This window comes from Bradyrhizobium sp. 170 (genome assembly GCF_023101085.1).
Lineage (GTDB): Bacteria > Pseudomonadota > Alphaproteobacteria > Rhizobiales > Xanthobacteraceae > Bradyrhizobium.
The window spans coordinates 7,018,529-7,036,401 of sequence record NZ_CP064703.1; the positions used below are offsets into that span (position 1 = coordinate 7,018,529).

The 17,873-nt window shown below is 61.8% G+C and carries 18 protein-coding genes; 7 read left to right on the forward strand and 11 right to left on the reverse strand.

Going from position 1 to position 17,873, the window contains the following annotated elements; translation table 11 throughout:
• Positions 1-59: 59 nt before the first annotated feature.
• Positions 60-2,405, forward strand: coding sequence for an outer membrane protein assembly factor BamA (gene bamA / locus IVB05_RS32730; protein WP_346771796.1), 2,346 nt, complete (start codon positions 60-62; stop codon positions 2,403-2,405).
• Here bamA and IVB05_RS32735 read toward each other — a convergent pair.
• Genes IVB05_RS32735 through IVB05_RS32745 form a run of 3 tightly spaced genes read right to left on the reverse strand, consistent with a single transcriptional unit; the run spans position 2,386 to position 3,722 of the window.
• A complete protein-coding gene (locus IVB05_RS32735) occupies positions 2,386-2,961 on the reverse strand; it encodes a DUF6456 domain-containing protein (protein ID WP_247780120.1) in 576 nt (191 codons plus the stop codon). The two genes, bamA and IVB05_RS32735, sit on opposite strands and share 20 nt — an antisense overlap.
• A gap of 60 nt (positions 2,962-3,021) precedes the next feature.
• Complete coding sequence (locus tag IVB05_RS32740) at positions 3,022-3,192, reverse strand: hypothetical protein (RefSeq protein ID WP_247780121.1); 171 nt, start codon at positions 3,190-3,192, stop codon at positions 3,022-3,024.
• Positions 3,189-3,722 carry a GcrA family cell cycle regulator gene (locus tag IVB05_RS32745; RefSeq protein ID WP_247780122.1) on the reverse strand — a complete coding sequence of 178 codons (534 nt, stop codon included), beginning with the start codon at positions 3,720-3,722 and terminating at the stop codon, positions 3,189-3,191. Before IVB05_RS32745 ends, IVB05_RS32740 begins: the two co-directional genes overlap by 4 nt.
• A gap of 129 nt (positions 3,723-3,851) precedes the next feature.
• Between IVB05_RS32745 and IVB05_RS32750 the strand changes: the two genes are divergently transcribed.
• The 3 genes from IVB05_RS32750 to IVB05_RS32760 all read left to right on the forward strand — a co-directional run bounded on the left by IVB05_RS32750 (position 3,852) and on the right by IVB05_RS32760 (position 6,295).
• Complete coding sequence (locus tag IVB05_RS32750; RefSeq protein ID WP_247780123.1) at positions 3,852-4,490, forward strand: S24 family peptidase; 639 nt, start codon at positions 3,852-3,854, stop codon at positions 4,488-4,490.
• Between the two features lie 170 nt (positions 4,491-4,660).
• On the forward strand, positions 4,661-4,936 hold the full coding sequence (locus tag IVB05_RS32755) for a hypothetical protein (protein WP_247780124.1): 276 nt from the start codon (positions 4,661-4,663) through the stop codon (positions 4,934-4,936).
• 183 nt (positions 4,937-5,119) lie between these two features.
• A complete protein-coding gene (locus IVB05_RS32760; protein ID WP_346771797.1) occupies positions 5,120-6,295 on the forward strand; it encodes an OpgC domain-containing protein in 1,176 nt (391 codons plus the stop codon).
• A 39-nt stretch (positions 6,296-6,334) separates the two neighbouring features.
• Here the strand turns inward: IVB05_RS32760 and IVB05_RS32765 are convergent, their stop codons facing one another.
• On the reverse strand, positions 6,335-7,636 hold the full coding sequence (locus IVB05_RS32765) for a glycoside hydrolase family 3 N-terminal domain-containing protein (protein WP_247780126.1): 1,302 nt from the start codon (positions 7,634-7,636) through the stop codon (positions 6,335-6,337).
• A gap of 126 nt (positions 7,637-7,762) precedes the next feature.
• Between IVB05_RS32765 and IVB05_RS32770 the strand changes: the two genes are divergently transcribed.
• From IVB05_RS32770 to IVB05_RS32780, 3 genes are read left to right on the forward strand one after another with little or no spacing between them, the layout of a single operon-like run.
• Positions 7,763-9,421 (forward strand): DUF4173 domain-containing protein, encoded by a 1,659-nt coding sequence (locus IVB05_RS32770; RefSeq protein WP_247780127.1) that lies wholly within the window; start codon positions 7,763-7,765, stop codon positions 9,419-9,421.
• A gap of 20 nt (positions 9,422-9,441) precedes the next feature.
• Positions 9,442-10,146, forward strand: coding sequence for a response regulator transcription factor (locus tag IVB05_RS32775; protein WP_247780128.1), 705 nt, complete (start codon positions 9,442-9,444; stop codon positions 10,144-10,146).
• Positions 10,146-11,735: an ATP-binding protein gene (locus IVB05_RS32780; RefSeq protein WP_247787193.1), complete on the forward strand. Its 1,590-nt coding sequence runs from the start codon at positions 10,146-10,148 to the stop codon at positions 11,733-11,735. The genes IVB05_RS32775 and IVB05_RS32780 overlap by 1 nt, the downstream gene beginning before the upstream one ends.
• A 14-nt stretch (positions 11,736-11,749) precedes the next feature.
• Here IVB05_RS32780 and IVB05_RS32785 read toward each other — a convergent pair whose 3' ends face one another.
• The 7 genes from IVB05_RS32785 to IVB05_RS32815 all read right to left on the reverse strand — a co-directional run bounded on the left by IVB05_RS32785 (position 11,750) and on the right by IVB05_RS32815 (position 17,873).
• A complete protein-coding gene (locus IVB05_RS32785; protein WP_247780129.1) occupies positions 11,750-12,982 on the reverse strand; it encodes an acetyl-CoA C-acetyltransferase in 1,233 nt (410 codons plus the stop codon).
• 90 nt (positions 12,983-13,072) lie between these two features.
• Positions 13,073-13,930: a CoA ester lyase gene (locus tag IVB05_RS32790; protein WP_247780130.1), complete on the reverse strand. Its 858-nt coding sequence runs from the start codon at positions 13,928-13,930 to the stop codon at positions 13,073-13,075.
• Between the two features lie 4 nt (positions 13,931-13,934).
• Positions 13,935-14,390 (reverse strand): MaoC family dehydratase, encoded by a 456-nt coding sequence (locus tag IVB05_RS32795; RefSeq protein WP_247780131.1) that lies wholly within the window; start codon positions 14,388-14,390, stop codon positions 13,935-13,937.
• A complete protein-coding gene (locus tag IVB05_RS32800) occupies positions 14,390-15,166 on the reverse strand; it encodes an enoyl-CoA hydratase/isomerase family protein (protein ID WP_247780132.1) in 777 nt (258 codons plus the stop codon). Before IVB05_RS32800 ends, IVB05_RS32795 begins: the two co-directional genes overlap by 1 nt.
• On the reverse strand, positions 15,163-16,377 hold the full coding sequence (locus IVB05_RS32805) for a CoA transferase (protein WP_247780133.1): 1,215 nt from the start codon (positions 16,375-16,377) through the stop codon (positions 15,163-15,165). The genes IVB05_RS32800 and IVB05_RS32805 overlap by 4 nt, the downstream gene beginning before the upstream one ends.
• Positions 16,378-16,401: 24 nt before the next feature.
• Positions 16,402-17,118: an ABC transporter ATP-binding protein gene (locus IVB05_RS32810; protein ID WP_247780134.1), complete on the reverse strand. Its 717-nt coding sequence runs from the start codon at positions 17,116-17,118 to the stop codon at positions 16,402-16,404.
• Entirely contained in the window at positions 17,115-17,873 is a 759-nt protein-coding gene (locus IVB05_RS32815; RefSeq protein WP_247780135.1) for an ABC transporter ATP-binding protein, read from the reverse strand. Before IVB05_RS32815 ends, IVB05_RS32810 begins: the two co-directional genes overlap by 4 nt.

The following is a 17,873-nucleotide window of genomic DNA, read 5'->3' on the forward strand; positions in this document are numbered from 1 at the left end:
TTTTTTTGCCCCGCGCGGGCAATTCCATCTCAGCCCGATCAACAGGAGTCCGGCGGGACGTGGAGATCAGACGCATCACGCAGCACAACCGATCGTTCCGATCGGGGCTGGCGGCTTGCCGGCTTGCCAGCGCCCTCGGCTTGATTTTCGCGACACCTGTGGTCGCCGAAACCGCATCGCCGTCGCAAGGATCGATCATCGTCGAAGGGAACCGCCGCGTCGATGCCGAGACCGTGCGCTCCTACTTTCATCCGGCGCCCGACGGGCATTTCGACGACGCCGCGCGTGACGCGGCGTTGAAAGCGCTGATCGCAACGGGCCTGTTCGAAAAGGTTTCCATCGAACGCGTTGGCGGGCGGCTTGTGGTGCACCTGTCCGAAGCGCCCGTGCTCGACCGCGTCGCATTCGAAGGCAACAAGAAGGTCAAGGACACCGACCTTGCCGCCGCCGTCGAAGCCAAGCCGCGCGGCTCGCTGCAACGCTCCACCGTGCAGGCCGACGCCGGCCGCATCATCGAGGCATACCGGCGCGCCGGTCGCTCCGAAGTCCGCGTCGAACCGCAAATCATCGATCGCGGCAATGGCCGGGTTGACCTCATCTACGCCATAACGGAGGGAGCAAAAACTCCGGTGCGGCAGATCGACTTCACCGGCAACAAGGCCTTCGGCAAACGACAGCTCAGCGCCGTGATCAAGACCTCCGCTACCCATATGCTGAGTTTTCTGACCGGCGGTAACGTCTACGATCCCGACCGCGTCGCGCAAGACCGGGAACAGCTGCGGCTTTACTACCGCAGCAAGGGTTATGCCGATGTCAGCGTCCCATCGGCAACGGCCGAGTATGATCCGGCCATGAAGGGCTTCACGCTGAACTTCGCAATCGACGAAGGCCCGCTCTATCACTTCCGGGAAGTCAGCGTCGCCTGCAACGTTCCTGGCCTGGATTGCGACAAGCTTCGCGCCCTCCCCACCGCTCACCCGGGCGCGGTATTCGATGGCAACGCTCTGGACAAGACCACCGAGCTTCTGGCCATTGAAATGTCAAAGCTCGGCTATCCCTTTGCCCAGGCGATACCTCGCCTCACCCGCGATGCTGCCACGCAACGTATCGACGTCGCCTTCGTCATCGAACAGGGGCCTCGCGCCTATGTCGAACGGATCGAGATTCACGGCAACACGCGCACCCGCGATTACGTGATCCGGCGCGAGTTCGACATCGCGGAAGGCGACGCCTACAACAAGACGCTGATCGACCGCGCCGAACGGCGCTTGAAGAATTTGAACTACTTCAAGACGGTGAAGATATCGAACAGGCCGGGCTCGGCGCCGGATCATGTCATCCTCGATGTCGAGGCGGTTGACCAGGCGACCGGCGACTTCAACGTGGCCGGCGGGTACTCGACCGTCGATGGCGCGCTCGTCGAGGTCAAAGTGGGCGAGCGTAATTTTTACGGCACGGGCAAGAACGTGCAGGCCACCTTTACCTATGGCCAATATGCGCGCGGCATAAATCTGGCTGCGTCCGAACCTTATTTCCTCGGCACCAAAGTCGCGGCCGGAATCGAACTCTTCGGCCGCCAAAACGACGCCAGCAGCTACCAATCCTACGGCAGCACCACCTACGGTGCGAGACTGCAACTCGGCACGCCGATTACCGAGGAAATTGGCGTGCAATGGCGCTACTCGATCTACAATCAGAACATCACGCTTTCGCCGAACAGTTCGGGCCTGACACCTTCGCTGGCCGTCCGGCAGGCCGCCGCCGCCGGTCCGACGTGGGTCTCCGCCCCCGGCAGCACGACGACCTACAGCACCCTGGACAACACAAAGAGCCCGACCAGCGGGATCAGGTCGCAGCTCAGTCAGGACCTGGCAGGACTTGGCGGCGACGTAAAGTTTCTGAAGACGACGGAGGACGTACGCTACTACAAATCGCTTAGCAGCGACCTGGTTGGCATGGTTCGCGCCCAGGGCGGCTACGTTACCGGTTGGGGTGGCCAGCAGGTGCCGCTGATGAACAATTTCTTCGGCGGCCCGACCATGGTGCGTGGATTTGCCCCCAACGGATTCGGCCCACGCGACCTGACGCCGGGCACCACGATGGACAATGTCGGCGGCAGCGCCTATTGGGCGACGACCGCCGAGCTGCAGAGCGCGATTCCCGGCGTACCCAACGAATACGGCCTCAGGGCCACCGCCTTCGTCGATGCCGGCAGCGTCTTCCGCTACAGCGGATCGACGGCATCGCTTCAGGTCGCCAACAAGAACGTGGTGCGCTCGTCGATCGGCGCAGGCCTGACCTGGGCCTCGCCGTTCGGCGCGTTAACCGTCGACTACGCCGTACCGCTGAGCAAGGCCGCCTACGACGTAGTGCAGCCACTGCGATTCAGCGCGGGAGGGTTTTGACGGGAACCGGGTGCTCCGTCGCGAAACCATACAACAGCGCCAGCCGGTCGAGGCATTCGCGGAATCGTCTTGAAAAATATTCGCTCCAGCGTTTGGTACACAGACCCCTCCGCTGGCCGACCTGATCCATGGTTAGCCCCTGGACCAGCACGTCATGCACCAGCGCCGAGCCGTCCGCGCCGAGTTCGCGTTCGGCCCGGTTCAACCGCAGCACGGCTTTGCGCTGGCCCTCGGTGATCGGCTCGCGGCTCTGCCCGCCATCGACATATTCCCGGGTCGGATCGACCGCGCGCGGCCCGCGTTCGGCCTTCTCCCAATCGCTCTGGAACGCACGCCCCGCCTGATACTGCGCCTCGTCGATCTGGCGATGGGAATGCAGGCGAGCGAGCGGATCGTTGCGGATCGAACGCAGGGCAACGATCTTCTCGCCCGGCTCCAACGCCAAGGGATTATCGACCTCGACGGTTGCGACTTCGGCATTGCGTAACAAATCGCGGGACCTTCGGTCATGTGCCTTGGCGGGATTGTACGGCTTTCGGCGTTTGGCTTTCGGCATCTGATGGCTCCTTGAAAACAGTGGAATCCGGTGCGACCGGCCGCTCTATTCGGTTGCAGGCTATTCGATTGATGCGTCCGATATCTGCTCGCGCAACAGTTCGGATAATTCGTCCCGACGGCCGCAGCCCACTGGCTGAAGTCCGATCAGCGCACCCAGGTGAGCGATCCGATGGCGGCGCGGCAGCCGTTTCAGCCTGTCGGCCACGCCTGTGACAGCAGCGTTCTTCATGCCGCCTCCACCACGCGCAGCGAAACGGTGCTCACCGCGCGTTCGGCGGTCACGATCGGATCGCGGCTCAGATGAAAATGCGGCGTGCAATAGCTCGAAGCCGGGCGGCGCGGATGACCGCAGAAGGTGATGGCCTCACCTTCTTCATCGCCGCCGTAGGGATAGCGGCAATCGCCGCGCTCCAGCTCGATCAGGGAGAGATGCCGCGGTTCGATTGCAACGCAGCGCAGCTTGACCGGCTTGATCTCTTTGAACACGGGTGCCGGCCAAAGAAGCGCTGCCGCCCTGAACGCGCTGGGACGGGGCTCCGCGATCTCGGGCAGATCTGCAGGCTTGGTGGGCATCGACGGTTGCTGGCGATCGTCCGGTCCCAGTCCCAGGCGCCGGGCGCGCCCGAGCGCAGCACTGCGGGAGTAGGACGTATTGAATCGTGAATTGATGGCTCGCGCGGCCTCCGAAAAGGTCATGCCTTTGGCAATAAATTCCCGCAGCGCGTCCGAGTGCTCGGGCGCCCAGTTCGACAGTTCCATTTGTTATCCTTGCTCTCGTCAACGCCGCCCGACGCCGGCAATCAATTTCTGATATTCCGAAATTAAAGTCAAGCTTGATTTCGGATAATCGGAACTGCTATCGTTTCTGAAATTCGGAAAGGTCTGACCATGCTGGACATCAGGTTGATCGAACGGGGCCTGGAGAAGCCGGGCAAGACCAAGGGTGGATTGGCCACCGCGATGGGCGTTCGCCCCGGCGCGGTTTCCGAGATCCTGTCCGGGATACGCCTGATCAAGGCGTCCGAAATCGCTGCGATCATCGACTATCTCGAATTGAACTCGGTGCCGATCATGGGCCGCGTCGGCGCCGGCGCCTCGATCGAGCCGGAACACGAGCAGGTGCCGCCGGAAGGCCTCGGCGAGGTCGAACTGCCCTTCCCGATCGCCGAAGAGACCATCGCCTTCGAGGTGGCCGGCGATTCCATGCTGCCAAAGTACGAGAATGGCGACATTATCGTGGTGTATCGCGAGCAGCGCCATCCGCTGTCGAGCTTCTATGGCGAGGAAGCTGCCGTCCGCCTGAAAACCGGCGAGCGTTATCTGAAGACGATCGAGCGCGGTAAATCTCCGACCTCGGTCAACCTCACGAGCTTCAATGCCAAGCCGATCACCGGCGTAAAGCTGGAATGGATCGGGGAGATCTGCGTCACCCTGCCCAGGGGCCAGATCGAGCGACTGCGCAACAAGGCGGCGGCCCGGGCACGCAAGGTGACAAGGACGACGGGCGGCCGCACGCCGGACAAATAGCAATCCCGCCGCGATTACCGAATCGACTGATTCTGTCGATGCCCGCGATCGCTCTGCCGTGCTCACGGCGAGATTTCTGTTTTTCCGAATTCCTGCTTGACTTATTTCCGTTTTTCGGAAATACTGCCATCGTCGATACCGGCGCACGGGATGAAGGTCAGATCGCCAGCATGCAGTATTTCGTCGTGATGATCGACTACGGCCGCCGCGGTCGCGAGGCCATCGTCGACCCGGAAATCACAAGGCGCGAGGTCATCTCCCGGATCGCGTCGGGTGAATACAGGAATATCAGCTTCATCCATGAAATCGCCGATTGCTCGGTCGAGGACATCACCGCCGAGATTCTCAGCGAAGCGGCCTTGCCTGAGATCGGCGCGACGGGCGCCGACCTGCAGGCCGGCCATTTCGACCACATCCGCGACTTGCGCAAACACGAGCGGGCGTGACCATGTTCGGCCGCACCGCGCTATTCCCTCAAAACATTGTGATTGTTGAGCAGGCTTGAATCCCCGACAGCCTGCTTAATTATTCTTCACGTAAAGTCTATTCCGGCTGAGCGGACAGTCGCGCTAGATTCGCGATTCGATTCCTCCGACCTGCAAAGTTCTTAGTCCACAATGTATACGTCAATGAAGGCCGAGCTCGCTGCGCGCGACGGCGATCTCCGACTCTGTCTCCTGCTTGGTATCGCGGCCTGGTTTCTCTTTCTGGATCACGTCCCGCACAATGCGGTCAGCCTGCTGACCATGCGCAATTTCGGGTTCAGCGGCGCCACCGACCTGTTCGTGTTTATCGGCGGCTATACTGCCGCAATCCTCTACGGAACGATGATGCTGGAGCGCGGGTTCGTCGTGACGGCAACCCGTATCTTCAAGCGGCTGTGGCAGCTTTACGCCGCCTATATCGTCCTGTTCGTGATCTATATCGATTTGATCGGATATGCCGCGCGCAAATCCCGCGCCTCCGAACTGATCGGCGAGTTCAACGTCACGGGAATCGTCGACCATACGATCCGGACGCTAATTCATGGCCTGCTGCTTCAGGCCAAGCCGCTGAATCTCGATGTGCTGCAACTTTTCATCGTATTGATGGCGGTCTTCCCGCTCGTTCTGTTCGGCATGGTCCGCCGGCCGAATGTCACCATGGCGGGGTCGATCGGTCTCTACTTCGCAGCCCGTCAGTTCGACTGGAATCTGTCTTCGTTCCCGGATGGACGGTGGTATCTCAACCCGTTCTGCTGGCAACTCCTGTTTGTGCTCGGCGCCTGGCTTGCGTTGAGCGGCGCGAATCAAATGCGCGCTGTACGTAAGCTTCAGGAACTCGCGGTCCTGCGCGCTGCGGCGTGGCTGTATCTGCTCTTTGCTTTGGCGGTGACGGTGGCAGGGAAATTTCCCCAGGCCGGCATCATCCCTGATCTCCTGCGCGATGCCTTTCTTCCCAACGACCAGGAAAACCTGGCCCCTCACAGGGTGCTTCACTTTCTCGCGCTGGCTTTTCTGTTTGCCTACATGGTGCCGCGAGACTGGTCCGGTTTCCGATGGCAGGCGCTGCAGCCGGTCATCAGGTGCGGCCAGGAGTGGCTGGCGGTCTTTTGCACCGGGGTGTTCCTTTCTTTTGCCGGACACCTCGTCCTGATCACGGGCCCGGATTCGCTTCTCATGCACGTCCTGGTCAGCTTCGCCGGGATTTTGATCATGACGGGCGTGGCCTACTACGTGTCGTGGTCCAAACGGCAGGATCACAAGCCCGCATTCCGAACCCAGGCAATGACGGGGCTTCCGGAGGAAGGCCGGTTCGCCAAATAATTCGCGCCGGTTTTCCCCCTCGGGCTCTGCACCGCCACCTCAATCCACGGGCAATGCCCCTTTCAACCGCATCTCACTGTCGCGCAACATGGCGGCGTCGAGCCTTCCCTCGGTCGACGCCGCCACGGCGCAGCTAAAGATGCGATAGAACTGCGCCCCGTCGAAGCCGACCAGCAGCAGATCGACGCCGGCATTGAGCGCCTCAACCACTGCCGTACAGACATTGCGTTGATAGATCGCTCCCATCACGAGGTCGTCGGTCATGACGACGCCCTGATAATTCCATTTCTTGCGAAGGATGCCATCAACGACTCGTTTGGAATGCGACGCCGCACGGTCCGGATCAACTGATGTCAGCGTCACATGCCCGACCATCAGTTGCGCTTTCGAACCAGCCAGCACCTTCCTGAAGGGAATCCAATCGGACGCTTCGAGTTCGTCCACGGGCGTATCCAGATCGGCGCTGAAGTGATGGGTATCCGTGCGTACGCGCCCGAGCCCCGGAAAATGCTTGACCGTCGCCCCCACGCCTGACGCTTCCAGTCCGCTCACATAGGCTCGCGCGATGTCGGCGACGACAGCTGGATCATCCGAAATCGCGCGTTGGCCGATCAGCGTGTTGAAGTCGAATCGGTTGCGCTTCGGTTCGGGTCGCAAATCCAGCACCGGCGCAAGGTTGCGGTTGACGCCGAGCGCCGCCAGTTCTTGCCCGTGAATACGCCCGAACGCCTCCGCCTTCTCGGCGCGAACATCCGGCGCCAGGCTCTCCAGCGTCGATAGCGCCGGCAACCTGGTCAACGGCGGCGCCAGATGCGATACGATGCCGCCTTCCTGGTCGGCCGCGATGATCAGGGGTGGCAGGCCAGCCGCTCGCCGCTTTTCCTGCAGCGCCGAGATCTCCTCTTTCAGACGCGCCGCCGACGATCCCACGACATTGTGCCTGGTGATGTAGACGCCGGAGATCAGGCCCTTCTCGGCCAGAACAGCCACCTCCGGGAATGACGAGTATCCCACCATGAAGTGCCGCCCAAGGCTTCGAACCTGCGCGGCATCGGCCTGCAAGACGCTTCGCTTGCGCCATTCAAACGAAGCATGCGCGCCGAGCATCGCCAGCGATGGCAGGCACCATAGCAGAATGAGCAACCGTCCGGCGATGCCTCGCCTCCAATAGCCGCGGCGGATGAGGAGGACGACGGTGATGATGCTTGCTGCCGCCAGAACAATGTTTCCCGGCCCCCGCAGCGAAATCAGATAGGGGTCGTTCTTGTTGACTGCCGCGAAAATGAAGACTGGTCCGGCGAGCCAGACGAGGATGATGCCGATACGCTTGAAGATTTGCATGAAAATGGATGGCGGCTTGCACGAGGAGATCGAACGAGACAATTGCCCGTATCAAACTTGTCTCGTCGACGCGAGCGCATAACCGCGGCTGCACGGAAACTGCATAAAAATCCTGAACTCTTGCAGATGGCGCTCCAAGCAAATGCACACCGGCGTCAGATAGTTCGTCCTGCAAACTGGGGCGATCATCGAATGCCTGTTCCCACGAGACTAGCTAACGACGGGTGGTGGCTGTGCGAGCGCCCCGCAACGGCGCTGGTTTGCAATTTTCCTCTCCAGGCAGGTAGCACAATAATGGCTGATTTCACCGCGCCGGCATCCAATGCCGGCTCCGTTCAGGAAGGCACCTTTCCCGTCAAAGCAGCCATTGTTCTCGCGCTGGCTGCGCTGGCCGACTGGCTGTTCTACGGGCACGGCATTGGAATATCGGCCGCCATCTTTGCGGTCGCCATAGCCTGCGGCTCGCTGCACGCCAACCTCGCGACTTTGAACCAAAAGCAGGTGCTGCTGGCCGGGGTCCTCCTGCTGGTCGCCCTTGTCCCCGCCATCGAGGAATTCAACGTCGCGTCTCTGACTTTCATGGTGCTGGCTCTCGGCGTAGGCCTGCTGTTGACGACCAATCGCGACCGGCATGGTCTCGGCGAGCGAGCCGCGGCGTTATGCGATCTTTATCTGGTCGGTCCCTTCAGATTTTTCCGCGATGCTATCGCTGCGTTCAATCTGCCGGCACTGAAGACCGGGTTTGCCGTGTGGTTCATTCCCATCGTTCTCGGCGGCATCTTCGTGTTTCTGCTGGTATCGGCCAATCCATTGCTCGAGAAGTGGGTCAGCCTGCTGAACCCGGGTAACACCGCTTCCTACGTGAGTCTCGGACGCGTACTGTTCTGGACTGTGGCGCTGTCGATCGTATGGCCCTTTATCCACGTCCGGTGGAGCGGCAAGCGGGAGATGCCGGCAGGTTTGGCCGAAGTGGCGGCACTGGCGCAGGGAATACCATCGGGCCAAAACGACTTCTTCGGTATTGCGACGATCCTGCGTTCGCTGATCCTGTTCAATTTTCTGTTCGCCGTTCAAACCGTTCTTGACGTAGCCTATCTCTGGGGCAACGCGACCCTGCCCGCCGATATCAGCTACGCTTCATATGCGCACCGCGGCGCTTATCCCCTCATCGTCACGGCGCTATTGGCGGCGGGCTTCGTTCTGGCCGCCATGCGGCCCGGTGGACCGGCCGAGCAATCAAGGGTGATCCGGCCATTGGTCTATCTGTGGGTGGCACAGAATGTCCTGCTGGTGCTGTCATCGATCCTGCGCCTCGATCTCTATGTTCAAATCTACCTGCTGACCTGGTGGCGCGTCGCGGCCTTCATCTGGATGGCATTGGTCGCGTTGGGGTTGGTACTCATCGTCGCCCGCATCGTTCTGAACCGCTCGAATGCCTGGCTGGTCCGCGCCAACCTCATCACCCTGACGGCAACGCTCTACATCTGCGCGCTGGTCAATTTCGCCGCCATCATCGCCGACTACAATGTCAGCCACAGCCGCGAAGCCGCCGGCAAGGGAGTATGGATCGACATGAACTATCTGTTTTCCCTCGGACCGCAGGCACTGCCGGCCATCGACCGGGCCATTGCCCTTCGCGGGCTCGATCCCACCCTTGTTTCCCGCCGTGGTTGCCTTGTAGAACAGCAACGGAGAGAGATTGCGTCCTGGCGCAGCTGGGGCTTCCGGAGCTGGCGGCTCCAGCGCACCCTGGACGCCCTACCAAAGATTTCGACTACAGGTTAGTACGACTTCCGGAGAGACCTTTGACGCACCGCATTCTCATCGTTGACGACGACCTGCACATCCGCGAGGTCATTCGTGTTGCACTCAAGAAGGCCGGAATGACTGTCTTCGAGGCGCGCGACGGCAAGGAAGCTTTGACGCGCTTCGCCGCCGACAGGCCGGATCTGATTATTCTGGATATCGGCATGCCGGAATTCGACGGCCTGGACGTCTGCCGCGAAATCAGAAAGTCCTCGGACGTTCCGATCCTGTTTCTCTCCGCGCGAGACGACGAGATCGATCGTGTACTGGGCCTGGAGATCGGCGGTGACGATTACGTCACAAAACCCTTCAGCCCGCGCGAACTCGTAGCGAGGGTGAACGTCATCCAGCGTCGCATGGCTTCGCGCGGCCAGGATGCAAAGGCGTCCATGGCCGCGCTGTCGCAAGGCAGGCTCTCCGTCGACCCCGAACAGCATCTCGCCGAGTTTGCCGGCACCCCGCTTCGGCTCACGGCCATCGAGTTCGGAATCCTCAGGGCATTTCTGACACGGCCGACGCTCGTCTTCAGCCGCGACCAGATCATGAGCGCCGCCTACCAGCTCAACATCCAGGTGTCGGACCGTACCATCGACAGCCACATCCGCAATATCCGCGCCAAGCTGTCGGCCGTGAATTGCGACAATGTCATCGAAACCATTCACGGCGTCGGCTTCAAGCTCGGGCGATGCGAGCCGCAGGCATGATGGCCCGCACGGGTGAAAAATGGCGACCGTCGGTGGGGCAGGTCATTTTTGCCGCGCTCGCCTCCGCGGCGACACTGCCACTGGTCGGGCTGTTCTTCTTCCGCCTCTATGACAACCAGCTCATTCACCAGACCCAGGCCGAACTGATCGCTCAAAGCCGGGTGCTCGCCGCGGTCTATGCGCGGGAAGTGGAAATCCGCCTTGGTAGCGGGATTACTCTCGGGGCTGAAATTCCCTCCGAGGCGCGATCCGATCGCGAAGACCAGTTGACGCCGATCCGGCCTGCGCTCGATCTCGCCGCCGGCGCCGATCTGCTTCGGCGGCGGCCCGATGCGCTCCCGGCAAGCGCTCCCGCATCGCAACCCTATGTCGAGATTGGTGCACGGCTGATGCCGATCATCCGGGAAACCCAGAAGGTCACGCTCGCCGGTTTCCGCATCCTCGATCCCCGCGGCGTCGTGATTGCCGGCCGCGACGAGGTCGGCCAATCGCTCGCCCATATCGAGGAAGTGGCCACGGCGCTTCAAGGACAATACCGGGCGGCCTTGCGGATTCGCAAACCCGACAAGCCGCCTCCTCCGATCTACTCGATCAGCCGCGGCGTCGGCGTCCACGTGTTCTCGGCAATGCCTGTCATCGTCAACAACCGCGTCGCGGGCGTCATCTATACATCGAGGACACCGAGCAATATCTTCGACCATCTCTATCAGGAGCGCGGCAAGTTTATCCTGGCGGGGCTTGCGGTCATTTTCGCTACCATCGTCATCGGCCTGGTTTTCTCCCGAACCATCACCCGCCCGATGCGCGAGCTGGTCGATCGCGCCGCACGCATCAGCCGCGGCGACCGCGATGCATTTCAACCGCTCGCCCATTACGGCACGCGTGAGTTCGCCCAGTTGTCGCACAGCTTCCTCGACATGGCCGAACAGTTGGCGCGGCGGTCGGACTACATCGCGACCTTTTCGGCGCACCTCACCCATGAATTGAAGTCGCCGCTGACATCGATCAAGGGCGCCGCTGAACTGCTGCTGGATTCGCTGCAAAGCAAGTCCGACAATCTTACCCGAATGGAACAGAAGAATTTCATATCGAACATTCTGGGCGACACCGGGCGCCTGGAAGCCATGACCCAGCGGCTGCGCGAACTGGCGCGCGCCGAGGCCGCGCCGCAGAACGAGCAAACCGAACTGTCACAGGTTGTCGGAGGATTGAAGAGCCGGTTCCCGACGCGAGCGATCGAGGCAACCGGAAGCCTCGAGCGCCCAATCGGCATGTCCAGCGAAAAAGCGCTGATCGTGTTGTCGCATCTGACCGACAACGCCATCCGTCACAACGCGAAGACTGTGCGGCTGGAAGCGACCGAGGAAGATGGATCCGTCAGGATGACGGTCAGCAATGATGGCGATCCGATATCCGAAGCTAACCGGGAAAAGATCTTCGATGCCTTCTTCACCACACGCCGCGACACAGGTGGCACGGGAATGGGGCTGGCCATCGTCCAGGCCGTTATGACCAGCCACGCCGGATCGATCCGGCTACTGCCGTCCGATCAAGGCGTTGCGTTTGAACTCTTGTTCCCGGCTGCTTAGATCGAGCAGTCGCCTCAGACCCGCTCGATGATGATCGCCGGCGCCATCCCGCCGGCGGCGCACATCGTCACCAGCCCACGCTTGAGGTCGCGCCGCTCCAGCTCGTCGAGCACAGTGCCGATCAGGATCGAGCCGGTTGCACCGATGGGATGACCGAGCGCAATCGAGCCGCCATTGACGTTGACCTTCTCGCGGTCGAGCTTGAGGTCGCGGATGAACTTTTCGGCGACGACCGCAAAAGCCTCGTTGATCTCGAACAGATCGATGTCGTCGAGTGTAAGGCCTGCCTTGGCCAGTACCTTGCGGGCAGCCGGAACCGGCGCGTTCAGCATCAGGGTTGGCGAGTCCCCCATATTCGCCATCGCGACGACGCGGGCGCGCGGCTTCAGGCCATGGGCTTTTGCGTAACTCGGCGATGCCAGCAAGATCGCCGCCGAACCGTCGACGACGCCGGAAGAATTGCCGGCGTGATGCACGAAGTTGATGTCGAGGTCGGGATATTTGTCGAGGATGAGTTTGCGGTAGGTCGTGCCCTTGTCGTCGAGCGGATAATCCGCGATGGCCGGGAAGGCCGCCTTCAGGCCGGCAAGCCCTTCGAGCGTGGTCTGCGGCCGCGGGTATTCCTCGCGATCGAGCGCAAGGCTGCCGTCTTCGCGGTAGACCGGCACGAGGCTCTTGTCGAAATGGCCGCCCTTGATGGCGGCCGCCGCCCGCTTCTGGCTTTCGAGACCGAGCTCATCGACATCCTGCCGCGTGATGCCTTCCAGCGTCGCCACCGCATCGGCGCAGACGCCCTGATGCGACTGAGGATGCCGGGCGCGCAGGCGAAGATTGCCATTGTCCATCATGAACGGCCCCTCGCCGCGACGCCCTTCCATCGACATCATCTCGGTGCCGCCGGCGATCACGAGGTCTTCGGACCCTGACATGATCGAGCTAGCCGCCATGTTGACGCTGGTGATGCCGGAACCGCAAAATCGATCCAGCGTCACCGCGCTGGCGCGCACGTCATAGCCGGCGTCGAGCGCGGACATCCGGCCGAGATCGCCGCTCTGCTGGCCGCGTTGCGAACTGGTGCCCCAGATGATGTCGTCGACATCGGCGGTATTAATGCCGGTGCGATCGGCCAGCGCGCGCAAAACCGTTGCGCCGAGCTGCTGCGGATGGATGCCCGACAAGGCGCCCTTGCCGGCTTTGCCGACGCCCCGCGGCGTCCTGCATGCATCGATGATCAGCGCGTCAACCATGGTATTTTCCTTAAGTTTATTGATTGGCCGCATTTGCTGCCGATCGATCTATAAAGTCAATTTGCTTGTCTCCGGCCTTTCTCTACCCCTCTACCGTACCCGCAACGCCAGGATTTTTTCCGCCGCGCGCAAATGCGGCTTGTCGATCATCTTGCCGTCGATCTTCACGACGCCTGAAGTCGGGTTGTCGTTGAATGCCTTGACCACTTTCTCCGACCAGGCGATCTCCTCATCCGTCGGCATGAAGGCTGCATTGACGACGTCGACATGCTTGGGATGAATGACGGCCTTGGCGAGGAACCCGTCCTGACGCGCAGCGACAGACTCTTCCCTGAGCGCACCGAGATCGTTGATATCGGTCGCAATGGTGTCGATGGCGACGACGCCGGCCGCAGCCGCACTGATCAGACAGAGGTCGCGCGCCAGTAGAAACGGCCCGTGGAAGCGGCCACCGGTGCGGTTTCGCGACGCGCCGAGCGACGCCGCTAGATCCTCGGCACCCCACATCATGCCCCACAGCCGCGGGCTCATGTTCTCGAAGTCGAGCAGCTTGAGCACTGCCCTCGCTGTCTCCGTCGCCACCGTCACTATTCTCGTGGAGCCATGTTCAATCCCGGCGGCGGCCTCGAAGGCATCGAGATAGAGCGAGAGACGATTGACGTCCGCAGCGCCGGCGCATTTCGGCAGCACGATGCCGTCGGGCCGGCCCGGCATGACGGCCGCGAGGTCGCCAAGCGTCATGTCCGTGTCGAGCGCATTGACGCGGACATATATCTTCTGGTTCGGATTCCGGGCATCGAGCATCTCGCGCACCGTACGCCGCGCGCCGACTTTCTCGTCCGGCGCAATCGAATCCTCGAGATCGAGGATCAGCGCATCAGCCGCAGTCTTCTTGGCGTTTTCGAACTTGCGCTGGCTGTCGCCGGGAACGAACAGGAATGATCGCATCGGCCTACGCCTTCGGTTTGCAATGCATCAGGCCGGTGCGGCGACAACTTGCCACCACCTCGTCGCGCTGATTGGTCATGGTGTGCTCGAACTCGACGATGCCCTGGTTCGGCCGCGACTTGCTTTCACGCTTGGAGATAATTTTGGTGTGCGCCTTGAGCGTATCGCCGTGAAACACCGGCTTTGGAAACTTAACGTCGGTCATGCCGAGGTTGCCGATCGTGGTGCCAAGCGTCGTATCGTAAACGCTCATCCCGATCATGATGCCGAGCGTATAGATGCTGTTGAATAGCCGCTGGCCGAACTCGGTATTTTCGGAGAAATGCGCATCGATATGCAGCGGCTGCGGGTTCATGGTCAGCAGGCTGAACATCGTGTTGTCCATCTCGGTCACGGTCCTTGAGAATTCATGATGAAATTCCCGGCCGACCTCGAACTCCTCGAAATACAATCCAGCCATCAGCGTCCCCTGTAGTTCGGCGTCCGCTTCTCGACGAACGCATTCAAGCCTTCCTGACAGTCCTCCGTCGTTGCGACAAGCGCAAAACTCTCGGCCGCGTTCTCGACCGAGCGGCGGAAATCGGCGTCGACCGCCCGCATAAAGGCATCGCGCCCGATCTTCATGACGATGGGCGATTTGGCGGCGAGCTTTCCCGCGATCTCCCGCGCGCGCCCGAGCGCCGTTCCTTTCGGAACGACTTCGCTCAGCAATCCCATGCGAAAGGCTGTCGCGGCATCGAAGGGCTCGCCCAGGAACAGTGGCCCGAAGGCCTGGTGCTTGCCGACCAGCCGCGGCAATTGCACGAAGTGAATGGCCGGGATCAGGCCTACGTCGATCTCGGGATAGCCGAAGGTACAGGCGTCACCCGCGATGATCATGTCGCAGGAGATCGCAATCGTCATGCCGCCGGCGCGCACCGCACCGTCGACGGCAGCGATCGTCGGCTTGCCCATGCGATACTGGGTATCGTTGAGCGCAAAATACAGCCGCTCGAGGAATTTCTTGGTCTCGATCCCCGGCTTGCCCCGAACGATGTCCAGATCGAGCCCGGCGCAAAACACCTTGTGCGCGCTGCCGATGATGACGGCACGCACCGCTTCGTCGTCCCTCGCCTTCGAAAGCGCCGCCAGCAGCGCATCGATCAGGTCCATGCTCAGCGCATTGACCGGCGGATGGTCCAGCATGATCTCGGCAATATTGCCTGAGACGGAATAACGAACGAGATCGGTACTCATGCCGTGCCTCCCTTGGCCTGACGCACCGCGCCGGCCTTGACCAGATCATCGATGGCGCTACGTTCGAAACCCGCTTCCAGCAGCACCTCGTAGCTGTCCTGGCCTATATCAGGCGCAGGGCGCAAGTCATCCTCCGAGAAGCTCGCAATGCCCGGCGTCCGCGGCGAGTACACTGGCCCCACGCCCGGCGTCTGCTGGCAGACCGCGGCCCTTGTCGCCTCGACATGGACGTTGCGCAGCCATTCCCCGGGATTGAGGATCCGTTCGGCGATGAGATCGGCGGCATGCAGGCGGGCAAGCCAGGCATCCATCGGCTGCGTCAGAAATATCTCACGCAACTGCGGGATCAGCGCATCAACGGAATCAGCGCGCCGGGCAAAATCGACGAAGCGCGGATCGCTGGCGAGGTCGTCGCGGCCGATCGCCGCGCACAGCCGCTTGTATTGCGGCTCGTTCACCAGCGTGACCATCATCCAGCCATCGGCCGTCTGATACGAGCCCGCCGGCACGTTAAGCGCGCGTGGCGCACCGCCTTCCAGAATATGCTCGGCCACCTTGTGGCCAAGCAAGGCAGACGTCGACTGGCAAAGGTTGGCGTCGATCCAGCGCCCGGTGCCGACGGTTGTGCGCGCGAACAGCGTCGTCGCGATGGCCTGGAAGGCGTAGACGCCGGTGACGACGTCGGAGATCGTGGTGCCGACCCGATGCGGGGTGCCGTCGTTGCCGACATTGATCGACACCAGACCAGAGAAGGCCTGCGCGACGGAATCGGAGCCAGGCCGCTTCGAATAGGGACCGCTCTGCCCGAACGCGCTGACGGACAAATAGATCAGGCCAGGATTGTCACGCGACAATTCCTCGTAGCCAATCCCCAGCCGCGCGGCGACGCCCGGCCTGAAGCCTTCGATCAGAACGTCGCAATCTCTCGCCAGCCTTCGCGCGATTGCGATCCCGTCCTTGTGCTTCATGTCGAGGCAGAGGCTGCGCTTGCCGCGGTTATAGACCGCCGAGAGCGTTGTATGGCTTCCATAGGTCGTTCCGAGGAAACGCGACCAATCCCCCTCCGGCGGCTCGACCTTGACCACGTCGGCGCCATAGATGCCCAGCAGCATCGCGCAATAGGGCGAGGCGATGCCCTGCCCGAAATCCAGCACACGCAGGCCGGCATACGGCGCCTCATGCGTCGGCGATATCTTGCGTTCGATGGTCATTCCGCCCCCCGGTCGGGCCGAAAGCTACAGCGCGAGGTAGCGCTGACGAATGTTATCGTTGGCTTTCAGCTCTTCGATCCCGGATGTGTAGACGATCTGGCCCTTGTCGATAACCGTCGCGTGGCTCGCAAGGCCAAGGCAAAAATGCATGTTCTGCTCGGCGATCAGCACCGTCGCCCCGGTGCCGCGGAGCTGTCGCAGCAATTCGCCGATCCGCTGCACGATAATCGGCGCCAGCCCTTCGCTCGGCTCGTCCAGAAGTAGCAGCGCGGGATTGCCCATCAACGTGCGGGCAATCGCCAGCATCTGCTGTTCGCCACCCGACAGCCGTCCTGCGATCCGGTGCCGCAGCGGCTCCAGCAGCGGAAACACGTCGTAAACGCGCCGGATCGACCATTCGTCCTCGCCATCAGGCCCCTTCTTGGCGCCGATGACCAGATTGTCCTCCACCGTGTGCTCCGGAAATATCTGGCGATCCTCCGGCACGAAGCCGAGACCGGCGCGTGCGATGTGGTGTGGCTTTAGCCCGGACACTACTTTTCCGCGCAACGTAACCTTGCCGCGGCGGGCGGGAGCCAACCCCATGATGGCTTTCATGGTGGTGGATTTGCCGGCGCCGTTGCGGCCGAGCAATGCCATGGTCTCGCCCTGCCGGACCGACAGGCCCACGCCGAACAGGATCTGGCTGGTGCCGTAATAGACGTCGAGATCCTCGACCTGAACGATCGGCCGCGCACTCATACCGCTGCCCCGGCGTGGTGTTCGGTACCGAGATAGGCCTCGATCACAGCCTCGTTGCGGCGGATCGCATCGGGCGTGCCGGTTGCGAGAATACGGCCGTAGCAGAGCACCACGATTTCGGGTGCGATCTTGAACACGATATCCATGTCGTGCTCGATGAACACCACCGTGATCTTCTGCTTCTCCCAGAGCTCCCTCACCTTGTCGATCATCCGCCAGCGCTCCTCGGTGCCCATGCCGGCGGTGGGCTCGTCGAGCAGCAGCACCTTGGGATCCAGCACCAGTGCGAGTGCGATATCGAGCAGCTTCTGATCGCCATGCGACAGCGTCGCCGCGGTGCGATTGCGCTTGCCGGCCAGCCCCAGCAATTCCATCGCATGCTCGGCGCGGTCGCGGGTTTCGGCCAGCGGGAAACGTCGGTGAAGCACGCTGGCGCGACGCTGATCGGCGCAAACTGCCGCCAGCATCGTCTCATGCACCGTCAGCGACGGAAAAATACTCGCGACCTGAAACGCCCGGCCGATACCGTGACGCACGATATCGGGCGGCGACCGCCCTGCCATATCGACGCCATTGAGCAGGATCTGGCCGGAGTCCGGCCTCAGCGCGCCGGTGATCAGGTTGAAGAATGTGCTCTTGCCGGCGCCGTTGGGGCCGATCACGGCGGTGAGCGAACCGTCGGCGAAGTCGAGCGTGACATTATCCGTCGCCTTGACGCCGCCGAACGATTTCGAAAGGGAGCGTATCTCCAGCAT